The sequence below is a fragment of the Streptomyces sp. NPDC040432 genome, from assembly GCF_055595445.1.
Genome location: NZ_JBVIVP010000026.1, coordinates 23,294 through 35,810 on the forward strand (window position 1 = coordinate 23,294; position 12,517 = coordinate 35,810).

Below are 12,517 nucleotides of genomic sequence, written 5' to 3' on the forward strand. Positions count from 1 at the left end.
TGAACGCCCCTTACAGCTTCATCAGGTTGGCGTCGTCGACCGAGGCCGAGTGGCGGGTGCGGAACAACGACACGATGATCGCGAGGCCCACCACGACCTCCGCGGCGGCGACGACCATCGTGAAGAAGGCGATGATCTGGCCGTCGAGGTTGCCGTGCATCCGGGAGAAGGCCACGAACGCGAGGTTGCAGGCGTTGAGCATCAGCTCGACGCACATGAACAGCACGATCGTGTTCTTCCGGATGAGCACGCCGGTCGCGCCGATGGTGAACAGCAGGGCGGCCAGGTACAGGTAGTTGACCGGATTCACTTCGATGCCTCCTCACGGCCGAGGCGGTCCGACGACGCCTGCTCCAGCGCCTTCAGGTCGTTCAGCGCCTCGCTGGACACGTCGCGGATCTGGCCGCGGGCCCGGAGCGTCTTGTTGACGGTCAGCTCGGACGGGGTGCCGTCCGGCAGCAGACCGGCCACGTCCACGGCGTTGTGCCGGGCGTAGACGCCGGGCGCCGGCAGCGGCGGGAGCTGCACCCCGTCGCGCACGCGCTTCTCGGCGAGCTCGCGCTGGGTGGCGGCCCGCTCGGTGCGCTCGCGGTGGGTGAGGACCATGGCGCCGACGGTCGCGGTGATCAGCAGGGCGCCGGTGAGCTCGAAGGCGAAGACGTACTTGGTGAAGATCAGCGTGGCCAGGCCCTCGACGTGACCGCCGGAGTTGATCCGGCCGAGCCCGTTGAAGTGGCCGAGCCCGGCCTGGCCGATACCGGCGATCAGCAGGATGCCGAAGCCGAGTCCGCACAGGACGGCGAGCCAACGCTGGCCCTTGATGGTCTCCTTCAGGGAGTCGGCGGCGGTGACGCCGACGAGCATGACCACGAAGAGGAACAGCATCATGATGGCGCCGGTGTAGACGATGACCTGGACGACGCCCAGGAAGTACGCACCGTTGGCGAGGTAGAAGACCGCGAGGATGATCATCGTCCCGGCGAGGCTGAGCGCGCTGTGCACGGCCTTCTTCATGAGGATCGTGGCGAGCGCGCCGATGACGGCGACGGTGCCGAGGATCCAGAACTGAACCGCCTCGCCGGTGGAGGTCAGCGAGCCGGCGGCCAGGTTCGCCGCGTCGAGGGAGCCGGCGGTGAGGGCGGTGGTCGCCAGGGCGCTCATGCCTCCACCCCCTCGGCGGGTTCGGCGACCTCACCCTTGGAGACGGCCGTCTGCCGGACCGTGCCCGGGGCGGCCCCCGTCACCAGCCCCCGGTAGTAGTCCTGCTCGTCGGTCCCGGGGAACACCGAGTGCGGGGCCTCGACCATGTTCTCGGTCAGGCCGGCGAGGAGCTGGTCCTTGGTGTAGATCAGCGACTCACGGCTGGAGTCCGCCAGTTCGAACTCGTTCGTCATGGTCAGCGCCCTGGTCGGGCACGCCTCGACGCACAGCCCGCACAGGATGCAGCGGGCGTAGTTGATCTGGTAGACGCGGCCGTACCGCTCGCCCGGGGAGTAGCGCTCCTCCTCGGAGTTGTCCGCGCCCTCCACGTAGATGGCGTCGGCGGGACAGGCCCAGGCGCACAGCTCGCACCCGATGCACTTCTCCAGACCGTCGGGGTGGCGGTTGAGCTGGTGCCGTCCGTGGAAGCGTGGAGCGGTGGTCTTCTGCTGCTCCGGGTACTGCTCGGTGAGGCGCTTCTTGAACATGGCCTTGAAGGTCACGCCGAAGCCGGCCACCGGGTTCTGCCACTTCTCGTCAGACATTTCCCGCACCCTCCTCTCGGTCGCTGTCGGTGTTCGTGCCGCCGCTGACGATCAGCTCCCGCTCGCTGCGGGACCGTCGGCGCGGTACGGGTGCCAGGTGCTGGCCGGGCTTGGGCGGTACGGGGAAACCGCCCGCCAGCGGGTCGAACGGCTCGGTCGCTGCCACCTTGTCGGCCTGCTCGACTGCGGCCTTCTCCCGTTTGTCCCGGAACATGTCGGCGACGAAGGACAGCAGCAGGATCGCGACGACGGCGCCGCCGACGTACAGGACGATCTCGCTGAAGTCGTAGGCCTCGTTGCGCAGCGCCCGGACGGTGGCGACCAGCATCAGCCAGACCACGGAGACCGGGATGAGGACCTTCCAGCCGAGCTTCATCAGCTGGTCGTAGCGGACGCGGGGCAGGGTGCCGCGCAGCCAGATGAAGAAGAACAGCAGCAGCTGCACCTTGAGGACGAACCAGAGCATCGGCCACCAGCCGTGGTTCGCGGCCTCCCAGTACGTGGAGATCGGCGCCGGGGCCCGCCAGCCGCCCAGGAACAGGGTGACGGAGACCGCGGAGACGGTGACCATGTTGACGTACTCGGCGAGCATGAACAGCGCGAACTTGATGGACGAGTACTCGGTGTTGAAGCCACCGACCAAGTCGCCCTCGGACTCCGGCATGTCGAAGGGGGCGCGGTTCGTCTCGCCGACCATCGTGATGACGTAGATGATGAAGGACACCGGCAGCAGGATGATGAACCAGCGGTCGGCCTGGGCCTCCACGATCGCCGAGGTCGACATCGACCCGGAGTAGAGGAACACCGAGGCGAAGGCCGCGCCCATCGCGATCTCGTAGGAGATCATCTGCGCGCAGGACCGCAGGCCGCCGAGCAGCGGGTAGGTGGAGCCCGAGGACCAGCCGGCGAGGACGATGCCGTAGATGCCGACCGAGGCCACCGCGAGGATGTACAGCATCGCGATGGGCAGGTCGGTCAGCTGCATCGTGGTGCGCTGGCCGAAGATCGAGACCTCGTTGCCGGGCGGACCGAAGGGGATCACCGCGATGGCCATGAAGGCCGGGATCGCCGCGATGATCGGGGCCAGGACGTACACCACCTTGTCGGCCCGCTTGACGATGACGTCTTCCTTCAGCATCAGCTTGATGCCGTCGGCGAGCGACTGGAGCATGCCCCAGGGTCCGTGCCGGTTGGGGCCGATGCGCAGCTGCATCCAGGCGACGACCTTGCGTTCCCACACGATGGAGAACAGCACGGTCACCATCAGGAAGGCGAAGCAGAACACCGCCTTGATGACGACGAGCCACCAGACGTCCCTGCCGAACAGCGACAGGTCCTCCGCGGCCAGCTGTACGAGGTCACCGGGTACCGCGTTCACGCTCCCACCTCCGCAGTGGTGTCACCGGTGGCGGCGGCCGGGACCGCCGGTCCGATGCGTACGAGGGTGCCGGGGCGGGCTCCGGTGTCGGAGTACACGCCGGAACCGGTGGAGTTCAGCGGCAGCCACACCACCCGGTCGGGCATGTCGGTGATCCGCAGCGGGAGTGCGACCGAGCCGGCGGGGCCGGTCACCGCGAGGACGTCGCCGTCCTTGACGCCGGTCTCGGCGGCGGTGGCGGCCGACAGGCGGGCCGGTGCCTCGTGCCGGGTGCCGGCGAGGGCGTCGTCGCCCTCCTGGAGCCGGCCGAGGTCCAGCAGCAGCCGGTGGCCGGCGAGGACCGCCTCGCCGGCGGCGGGCCGCGGCAGCGGTACCCGGTCGGTGGACCGCTCGGCGGCGAGCGCGCCCTCCCAGGGGCCGAGCCGCTCCAGTTCCCGGCGTACGGCGTGCACGTCGGGCAGGGCGATGGGCCGGTCCGCGGCGTCGGCCAGCATGTGCAGCACGCGGGCGTCGGCGGGGGCGAGGCGGCGGGTCATCTGGTCGGGCTTGAGGGCGGCCTCGAAGGGCCGCACCCGGCCTTCCCAGTTGATGAACGAGCCGGCCTTCTCGGCGACCGCTGCGACGGGCAGGACCACGTCGGCGTGGTCGGTGACCTCACCGGGCCGCAGTTCCAGGGAGACGACGAAGGCCTCCTGGAGGGCGGTCCGGGCGCGGGCCGGGTCGGGCAGGTCGGTGACCTCGACGCCGCCGACGAGGAGCGCGGACAGTTCGCCGGTCGCGGCGGCCTCCACGATCTGGTCGGTGTCGCGGCCGTGGCGGTGCGGGATTTCGTCCAGCCCCCACGCGGTCGCGACCTCGTCGCGGGCCCGCGGGTCGGTGGCGGGGCGGCCCCCGGGGAGCAGCGACGCCAGGGCGCCCGCCTCGATGGCGGCCCGTTCCCCGGCCCGGCGCGGGATCCACACCAGGTGGGCCCCGGTCGCGTCGGCCGCCCGTACGGCGGCGGTCAGCGCTCCGGGGACGCCCGCGAGGCGTTCCCCGACGACGATGACCGCGCCGGGCCGGCGCAGTGCCTCGGCGGCGACGGACCCGCCGGCCTCCAGGCCGGTGCCGGTGGCGAGGGCGTCCAGCCACTCGGGTTCGGTGCCGGGGGCGGCGGCCAGCAGGATGCCGCCCGCCTTGTCCAGGCCGCGGCTGGCGAAGGGGGCCAGTGCGAAGGTCTGCTGCTTGTGCTTGCGGTGGGCCTTGCGCAGTCGCAGGAAGACGCCGGGCGCCTCCTCCTCCGCCTCGATGCCGGCGAGCAGCACGGTCGGCGCGGCCTCCAGCGAGGTGTTGGTGACGCCGGTGCCGTCGAGGTCCTTGCCGGTGCCGGCGACGGAGGCGGCCAGGAAGTCGGCCTCCTCGGCGCTGTGCACGCGGGCCCGGAAGTCGATGTCGTTGGTGTCGAGGACGACGCGGGCGAACTTGGCGTAGGCGTAGGCGTCCTCGACGGTGAGCCGGCCACCGGTCAGTACGCCGGTGCGACCGCGGGCGGCGGCGAGGCCGTTCGCGGCGGCCTCCAGGGCCTCGGGCCAGCTCGCCGGGGCGAGGACGCCGTCGGCGCCGCGCACCAGCGGGGTGGTGAGCCGGTCCGGGCGCTGCGCGTAGCGGAACCCGAAGCGGCCCTTGTCGCAGACCCACTCCTCGTTGACCTCGTGGTCCTCGGCGGCCAGTCGTCGCAGGACCTTGCCGCGCCGGTGGTCGGTGCGGGTCGCGCAGCCGCCCGCGCAGTGCTCGCACACGCTCGGGGAGGAGACGAGGTCGAAGGGGCGGGAGCGGAACCGGTAGGCGGCCGAGGTGAGGGCGCCGACGGGGCAGATCTGGATGGTGTTGCCGGAGAAGTAGGACTGGAAGGGGTCGCCTTCGCCGGTGCCGACCTGCTGGAGCGCGCCGCGTTCGACCAGCTCGATCATCGGGTCGCCGGCGATCTCGTTGGAGAAGCGGGTGCAGCGCGCGCACAGCACGCACCGCTCGCGGTCCAGGAGCACCTGGGTGGAGATCGGGACGGGCTTCTCGTAGGTCCGCTTGTGGCCCTCGAAGCGGGATTCGGAGTTGCCGTGCGACATCGCCTGGTTCTGGAGGGGGCATTCGCCGCCCTTGTCGCAGACGGGGCAGTCCAGCGGGTGGTTGATGAGCAGCAGCTCCATCACCCCGCGCTGGGCCTTGTCGGCGACCGGCGAGGTCAGCTGCGTCTTGACGACCATGCCGTCGGTGCAGGTGATGGTGCAGGAGGCCATCGGCTTGCGCTGGCCCTCGACCTCGACGATGCACTGGCGGCAGGCGCCGGCCGGGGAGAGGAGGGGATGGTCGCAGAACCGGGGGATCTCGATGCCGAGTTGTTCGGCGGCCCGGATGACGAGGGTCCCCTTGGGTACCGACAGCTCGACGCCGTCGATGGTCAGGGAGACCGTGTCCTCGGGGGCCTTGTGCACCTCGCCGCCACCGGCGGGGGCGTTTGTGGTGACGGTCACGCGTTCACCTCCGTGTCAGCCCAGAGGGTCGACTTCCTGGGGTCGAAGGGGCAGCCCTTGCCCGTGATGTGCTGCTCGTACTCCTCGCGGAAGTACTTGAGCGAGGAGAAGATCGGGCTGGCCGCGCCGTCGCCGAGCGCGCAGAACGACTTGCCGTTGATGTTGTCGGCGATGTCGTTCAGCTTGTCGAGGTCGGACATGACGCCCTTGCCGGCCTCGATGTCGCGCAGCAGCTGGACGAGCCAGTAGGTGCCCTCCCGGCAGGGGGTGCACTTGCCGCAGGACTCGTGGGCGTAGAACTCGGTCCAGCGGGTGACGGCGCGGACGACGCAGGTCGTCTCGTCGAAGCACTGGAGGGCCTTGGTGCCGAGCATCGACCCGGCCGCGCCGACGCCCTCGTAGTCCAGGGGGACGTCGAGGTGTTCGTCGGTGAACATCGGGGTGGAGGAGCCGCCCGGGGTCCAGAACTTCAGCCGGTGCCCGGGGCGCATGCCGCCGCTCATGTCGAGGAGCTGGCGCAGGGTGATGCCGAGCGGGGCCTCGTACTGGCCGGGGCCGCTGACGTGCCCGGACAGCGAGTACAGGGTGAAGCCGGGGGACTTCTCGGTCCCCATCGACTTGAACCAGTCCTTGCCCTTGTTCAGGATCGCGGGAACCGAGGCGATGGACTCGACGTTGTTGACGACAGTGGGGCAGGCGTAGAGCCCCTCGACGGCAGGGAAGGGGGGACGCAGCCGGGGCTGGCCGCGCCGGCCTTCGAGGGAGTCGAGCAGCGCCGTCTCCTCGCCGCAGATGTACGCGCCCGCGCCCGCGTGCACCGTGATGTCGAGGTCGAGCCCGCTCCCGAGGATGTCCTTGCCGAGGAATCCGGCCTCGTACGCCTCCCGCACGGCCTCGTGCAGGCGCCGCAGGACCGGGACGGTCTCACCGCGCAGGTAGATGAAGGCGTGCTGCGAGCGGATCGCGTAGCAGGCGATGATCATTCCCTCGATGAGGGAGTGCGGGTTGGCGAAGAGGAGGGGGATGTCCTTGCAGGTTCCCGGCTCCGACTCGTCCGCGTTCACGACGAGGTAGTGCGGCTTGCCGTCGCCCTGCGGGATGAACTGCCACTTCATGCCGGTGGGGAAGCCCGCTCCGCCGCGTCCGCGCAGGCCCGAGTCCTTCACGTAGGCGATGAGGTCGTCGGGCGTCATGGCGAGGGCCTTGCGCAGTCCCTCGTAGCCCTCGTGGCGCCGGTAGGTCTCCAGCGTCCACGACCGCGGGTCGTCCCAGAACGCCGAGAGGACGGGGGCGAGGAGCTTCTCCGGACTCGTGCCGTTCTTGCTCAGTTCAGTGGACACGGACATCACTCCCCTCCCTCGGTGCCGGTGTCGCCGCGCGCCTCGCCCCGCGGATGCACAATCGAGGCGTGCGGGGTCTCGCCGCGCGCGATCCGCAGGCCGATCAGGGAGGCGGGGCCCGCGCCGCCGCTCGCCTCGACGGCGCCCTCGCGCTCGTCGGGGAAGCCGGCCAGGATCCGGGCGGTCTCCTTGTACGTGCACAGCGGCGCGCCCCGGGTCGGTTCGACGGGCCGGCCGGCGATCAGGGCGTCGACCATGGCCTTCGCCGAGTCGGGGGTCTGGTTGTCGAAGAACTCCCAGTTGACCATCACCACGGGGGCGTAGTCGCAGGCCGCGTTGCACTCGATGTGCTCCAGCGTGACCTTCCCGTCGGGGGTGGTCCCGTTGTTGCCGACGCCGAGGTGTTCCTTGAGCTCGTCGAAGATGGCGTCGCCGCCCATGACGGCGCACAGGGTGTTCGTACAGACGCCGACCTGGTAGTCCCCGGAGGGGCCGCGCCGGTACATCGTGTAGAAGGTGGAGACCGCGGTGACCTCGGCGGTGGTCAGGCCCAGCACCTCGGCGCAGAAGCGGATGCCGGTGCGCGAGACGTACCCCTCCTCGGACTGCGTGAGGTGCAGCAGGGGCAGCAGCGCGGAGCGGCTGTCGGGGTAGCGGGCGATGACCTCCTTGGCGTCCGCTTCGAGCCGGGCCCGGACGTCGGCCGGGAAGTCGGGGGCGGGGAGCTGGGGCATCCCCAGCTGGATGCCTTGCGTTTCACGACGGGCTGTCATCGGTCGACGCCTCCCATCACGGGGTCGATGGAGGCGACGGCGACGATGACGTCGGCGACCTGGCCGCCCTCGCACATCGCTGCCATGGCCTGCAGGTTGGTGAAGGACGGGTCGCGGAAGTGGACCCGGTAGGGGCGGGTGCCGCCGTCGGAGACGACGTGGACGCCGAGCTCGCCCTTGGGGGACTCGACGGCCGCGTAGGCCTGTCCGGCGGGGACCCGGAAGCCCTCGGTCACCAGCTTGAAGTGGTGGATGAGGGCCTCCATGGAGGTGCCCATGATGTTCTTGATGTGGTCGAGCGAGTTGCCGAGTCCGTCGGGGCCCATGGCGAGCTGGGCGGGCCAGGCGATCTTCTTGTCGGCGACCATGACCGGGCCGGGCTCCAGCCGGTCCAGGCACTGCTCGACGATCCGCAGCGACTGGCGCATCTCCTCCAGGCGGATCAGGAACCGCCCGTAGGAGTCGCAGCTCTCGGTGGTCGGCACGTCGAACTCGTAGTTCTCGTAACCGCAGTACGGGTCGGACTTGCGCAGGTCGTGCGGCAGTCCGGCGGAGCGCAGGACGGGGCCGGTCGCGCCGAGCGCCATGCAGCCGGTGAGGTCGAGGTAGCCGACGTCCTGCATGCGGGCCTTGAAGATGGGGTTGCCGGTGGCGAGCTTGTCGTACTCCGGCAGGTTCTTCTTCATGGTCTTCACGAAGTCGCGCAGCTGGTCGACGGCGCCGGGGGGCAGGTCCTGGGCGAGGCCGCCGGGGCGGACGAACGCGTGGTTCATGCGCAGGCCGGTGATCAGCTCGAAGACGTCGAGGATCAGCTCGCGGTCCCGGAACCCGTAGATCATGATCGTGGTGGCGCCCAGCTCCATGCCGCCGGTGGCGATGCACACCAGGTGGGAGGAGAGCCGGTTGAGTTCCATGAGCAGGACGCGGATGACGGTCGCGCGGTCGGGGATCTGCTCGGTGATCCCGAGCAGCTTCTCGACGCCGAGGCAGTACGCCGTCTCGTTGAAGAACGGCGTCAGGTAGTCCATGCGCGTCACGAAGGTGGTGCCCTGCGTCCAGTTCCGGAATTCGAGGTTCTTCTCGATGCCGGTGTGGAGGTAGCCGATGCCGCAGCGGGCCTCGGTGACGGTCTCGCCGTCGATCTCCAGGATGAGGCGGAGCACGCCGTGGGTGGACGGGTGCTGGGGACCCATGTTGACGACGATCCGCTCGTCGTCCGCGCGGGCCGCCGACTGGACGACCTCGTCCCAGTCGCCGCCCGTGACGGTGTAGACGGTGCCTTCCGTGGTCTCCCGGGAGGAGGCGTGGTTCGTGGACATCAGCTGTACGACCTCCGCTGGTCGGGAGCCGGGATCTGGGCGCCCTTGTACTCGACGGCGATGCCGCCGAGCGGGTAGTCCTTGCGCTGGGGGAAGCCCTGCCAGTCGTCCGGCATCATGATCCGGGTGAGGGCCGGGTGGCCGTCGAAGACCAGCCCGAAGAAGTCGTAGGCCTCGCGCTCGTGCCAGTCGTTCGTCGGGTAGACGGAGACGATCGACGGGACGTGCGGGTCGGTGTCCGGGGCGGACACCTCCAGTCGCACGATCCGACCGTGGGTGAGCGAGCGCAGGTGGTAGACGGCGTGCAGTTCGCGGCCCTTGTCGCCGGGGAAGTGCACGCCGCTGACACCGGTACAGAGCTCGAAGCGCAGGGCCGGGTCGTCGCGCAGGGTGGAGGCCACCCGCGGCAGGTGCTCGCGCGCGATGTGCAGCGTCAGCTCCTCCCGGTCGACGACGACCTTCTCGATCACGTTGGAGGGCACCAGGTCCTGCTCCTCCAGGGCGCCTTCGAGCTCGTCGACGACCTCGTCGAAGTACGAGCCGTACGGGCGGGCGCTCTCGCCGGGCAGGGCCACGGTGCGGACCAGGCCGCTGTAGCCGCTGGTGTCGCCGCCGTTCGCGGCGCCGAACATGCCCTTGCGGACGCCGATCACCTCGGGTCCCGCGGGGGTCTCCCGGCCCCGCGGAGCAGGGACGTTATTGCCGTTCTCGACGGCGGGGTCGTCGCTCACCGAAGGAGCCCCTTCATCTCGATGGTGGGGAGCGCCTTGAGGGCCGCCTCCTCCGCCTCGCGCGCCGCCTCTTCCCGGTTCACGCCGAGCTTGCCGCCCTGGATCTTCTGGTGGAGCTTGAGGATCGCGTCCAGCAGCATCTCGGGGCGGGGCGGGCAGCCGGGGAGGTAGATGTCCACCGGAACGATGTGGTCGACGCCCTGGACGATCGCGTAGTTGTTGAACATTCCGCCCGAAGAGGCGCAAACGCCCATGGAGATGACCCACTTCGGAGCGGGCATCTGGTCGTACACCTGCCGCAGCACCGGCGCCATCTTCTGGCTGACCCGCCCGGCCACGATCATCAGGTCGGCCTGCCGCGGGGAACCGCGGAAGACCTCCATGCCGAAGCGGGCCAGGTCGTAGCGGCCCGCCCCGGTGGTCATCATCTCGATCGCGCAGCAGGCGAGGCCGAACGTGGCCGGGAAGACGGATGACTTGCGCACCCAGCCCGCGGCCTGTTCGACGGTGGTCAGCAGGAAGCCGCTCGGCAGCTTCTCTTCCAGTCCCATGGAGTATTCAGCCCCTCAGTCCCATTCCAGGCCGCCGCGGCGCCAGACGTAGGCGTAGGCGACGAAGACGGTGAGCACGAAGAGCAACATCTCGACGAGCCCGAAGATCCCCAGGGCGTCGAAGGTGACGGCCCAGGGGTAGAGGAAGACAACTTCGATGTCGAAGACGATGAAGAGCATCGCCGTCAGGTAGTACTTGATGGGGAAGCGACCGCCGCCGGCGGGCATCGGGGTGGGTTCGATGCCGCACTCGTAAGCTTCGAGCTTTGCCCGGTTGTACCGTTTTGGGCCGATCAGCGTGGCCATGACCACGGAGAAGATCGCAAACCCTGCGCCGAGGGCGCCGAGCACGAGGATGGGCGCGTACGCATTCACGCTCCTCGCTCCTTCCAGTCGTCCTTGACCGTTGGACCGCCGCCGGCGCCGCGTGACCCGCCTCGCGAAGATCGCCCCGGAGTCGGAACGGGGGCATGTGAGGCAGTTCACAAGCCGGACTGCTGCGCATCTTATGCCTGCCGGTCTGTGATCTGCGACACGGGTAACAAGACGGAGTTTGTGATCTCCACCACCTGACGAACGATCATGAAGCCCACTGAGTGGTGATCTTCGTACGGAAGGCATCCACATGATCACCAAAGGTGACATTGGAGCTCGTCGTCGCAGGTGGAGCGCCCATCGCCCTATCAAATGGTGGCCCTTGCAGGCAAATTGGCGGGAGGGCGGGGCGGGTGGTAAAGGAATCGCCGTCGCCCGACCGGGGGAAGCCGGTGGGACGGGAGTGGACGCGGGGTCGCCGCGAGGGACGGTCGGGGGAATGGGAGGGCCGCGCGCGGGTACCGGGGAGGGTCGATGGCCGGAAGTCGACGGCGGGGCGAGAGGGGAGCGGATGCTGTGCATCCGTTCACGAACCGCACAGCACGCTCACGGTCGGATCACGGACAGGCCACAACGCCGGTGATGCCCGAGGTTACTGTGACCTGTGTCACACGAAATCCGAGCCGCCAAAAGGGGGCTTGGCCATCTGTCCGCGTCGATGGTAGGCCCGGGATAAATTCGGACCAAACGCTGAAAACCCATGATCACAGGCTCGTGACGGGGTGTCCGATACGCCCGTTACGGCGTCAATAAGACCCGCGACGCGCCCGGTTAACCCTCTTCTCGCGCAACTGTGGCGCACACCACGTTTCTTGTAGCGAGTGCCCCCTCACTGATAGCGGTTGTTCTCATGTCCCACACCGCTCACATACCCAGCCACCGGAAGCCGCGCCGCAGCGCCTCGAAGCTCGCGGTCCGCGCCGGAGTTGCCGGTGGCGTTCTCAGCACCCTGGCCCTGGCCGGGACCGCGAGCGCGACCCCGTCCGCGGACCCCGTGGCCGAGACGACGATGGAAATGCCCGTCCTCGACCTGAACCTCGGCGCCGAGGTGTCCTCCGCGGTCACCACGGCCGCCGAGACCACCCGCGTCGCGGCCGTAGAGGCCGCCGTGGAAGGCGAGCTGAACGCCCAGGAGGAGAGCGCCCGTACGGGTGCCGCCGCCGAGGCGAAGCAGGCCAAGGAGACCGCGCAGCAGGCCGCGGAGAAGAAGGCCAAGGAGGAGGCGGACCGCAAGGCCGACGCCGAGCGCGCCGCCCGCGACTCCGAGCGCACCTCCCTCCAGACGGCCTCGGGCTCCAACACCTCCGCCGAGCAGGGCTCCTCCACGCCCTCCAAGAGCTCGGGTTCGGGCAGCGGCTCGGGCCAGGGCAGCGGCACCGTCACGGCGCCCGTCAAGGGTTCCGCGTCCGCCATCCTCAACTTCGCCCGCGCGCAGCTCGGCAAGGCGTACGTCATGGGCGGCACCGGCCCGTCCTCGTTCGACTGCTCCGGCCTCGTGCAGGCGGCGTACAAGCAGGCCGGCATCTCGCTGCCGCGCACCTCCCAGGCGCAGTCCACCGCCGGCCGCTCGGTGTCCCTGAGCGCCCTCCAGCCGGGCGACATCGTCTACTGGGGTGCCAAGGGCAGCGCGTACCACGTCGCCGTGTACTCGGGCGGCGGCAAGTTCATCGGCGCGCAGAACCCCAACACCGGGATCGTCGAGCGCCCCATGAACTACGACATGCCCACGGGCGCCGTCCGCGTCCTCTGATCGGACAGCTCGTCACGAAGGGCCGGTACTCCCCCGCTCGGGGGCGGA

At 69.7% G+C, this 12,517-nt stretch carries 12 protein-coding genes; 1 reads left to right on the plus strand and 11 read right to left on the minus strand.

Features of this window, described 5'->3' with window-relative positions:
• Positions 1-10: 10 nt before the first annotated feature.
• The 11 genes from nuoK to ACZ58N_RS33335 are packed head-to-tail and all read right to left on the minus strand — an operon-like array spanning position 11 to position 10,719.
• Entirely contained in the window at positions 11-310 is a 300-nt protein-coding gene (nuoK, locus tag ACZ58N_RS33285) for an NADH-quinone oxidoreductase subunit NuoK (RefSeq protein ID WP_389710855.1), read from the minus strand.
• Positions 307-1,161 carry an NADH-quinone oxidoreductase subunit J gene (locus ACZ58N_RS33290; RefSeq protein WP_471167616.1) on the minus strand — a complete coding sequence of 285 codons (855 nt, stop codon included), beginning with the start codon at positions 1,159-1,161 and terminating at the stop codon, positions 307-309. The genes nuoK and ACZ58N_RS33290 overlap by 4 nt, the downstream gene beginning before the upstream one ends.
• Positions 1,158-1,745 (minus strand): NADH-quinone oxidoreductase subunit NuoI, encoded by a 588-nt coding sequence (gene nuoI, locus ACZ58N_RS33295; protein ID WP_471167619.1) that lies wholly within the window; start codon positions 1,743-1,745, stop codon positions 1,158-1,160. The genes ACZ58N_RS33290 and nuoI overlap by 4 nt, the downstream gene beginning before the upstream one ends.
• A complete protein-coding gene (gene nuoH, locus ACZ58N_RS33300) occupies positions 1,738-3,123 on the minus strand; it encodes an NADH-quinone oxidoreductase subunit NuoH (RefSeq protein WP_471167621.1) in 1,386 nt (461 codons plus the stop codon). The genes nuoI and nuoH overlap by 8 nt, the downstream gene beginning before the upstream one ends.
• Entirely contained in the window at positions 3,120-5,630 is a 2,511-nt protein-coding gene (locus tag ACZ58N_RS33305) for an NADH-quinone oxidoreductase subunit G (protein ID WP_471167624.1), read from the minus strand. Before ACZ58N_RS33305 ends, nuoH begins: the two co-directional genes overlap by 4 nt.
• Positions 5,627-6,976 (minus strand): NADH-quinone oxidoreductase subunit NuoF, encoded by a 1,350-nt coding sequence (nuoF, locus tag ACZ58N_RS33310; RefSeq protein WP_471167626.1) that lies wholly within the window; start codon positions 6,974-6,976, stop codon positions 5,627-5,629. Before nuoF ends, ACZ58N_RS33305 begins: the two co-directional genes overlap by 4 nt.
• Positions 6,976-7,704, minus strand: a complete 729-nt coding sequence (gene nuoE, locus ACZ58N_RS33315) for an NADH-quinone oxidoreductase subunit NuoE (RefSeq protein WP_471167629.1) — start codon at positions 7,702-7,704, stop codon at positions 6,976-6,978. The genes nuoF and nuoE overlap by 1 nt, the downstream gene beginning before the upstream one ends.
• A 35-nt stretch (positions 7,705-7,739) precedes the next feature.
• Entirely contained in the window at positions 7,740-9,062 is a 1,323-nt protein-coding gene (locus tag ACZ58N_RS33320) for an NADH-quinone oxidoreductase subunit D (RefSeq protein ID WP_389710861.1), read from the minus strand.
• Positions 9,062-9,793 (minus strand): NADH-quinone oxidoreductase subunit C, encoded by a 732-nt coding sequence (locus ACZ58N_RS33325; protein ID WP_471167632.1) that lies wholly within the window; start codon positions 9,791-9,793, stop codon positions 9,062-9,064. The genes ACZ58N_RS33320 and ACZ58N_RS33325 overlap by 1 nt, the downstream gene beginning before the upstream one ends.
• The gene (locus ACZ58N_RS33330; RefSeq protein WP_266381642.1) at positions 9,790-10,344 is read right to left on the minus strand and encodes a NuoB/complex I 20 kDa subunit family protein; all 555 of its coding nucleotides are present in this window, start codon (positions 10,342-10,344) and stop codon (positions 9,790-9,792) included. The genes ACZ58N_RS33325 and ACZ58N_RS33330 overlap by 4 nt, the downstream gene beginning before the upstream one ends.
• Positions 10,345-10,359: 15 nt before the next feature.
• Positions 10,360-10,719 (minus strand): NADH-quinone oxidoreductase subunit A, encoded by a 360-nt coding sequence (locus ACZ58N_RS33335; RefSeq protein WP_030773548.1) that lies wholly within the window; start codon positions 10,717-10,719, stop codon positions 10,360-10,362.
• Between the two features lie 850 nt (positions 10,720-11,569).
• On the opposite strand from ACZ58N_RS33335, the gene ACZ58N_RS33340 reads away from it, so the two are divergent.
• Entirely contained in the window at positions 11,570-12,469 is a 900-nt protein-coding gene (locus ACZ58N_RS33340) for a C40 family peptidase (protein WP_471167636.1), read from the plus strand.
• Positions 12,470-12,517 lie beyond the last annotated feature (48 nt).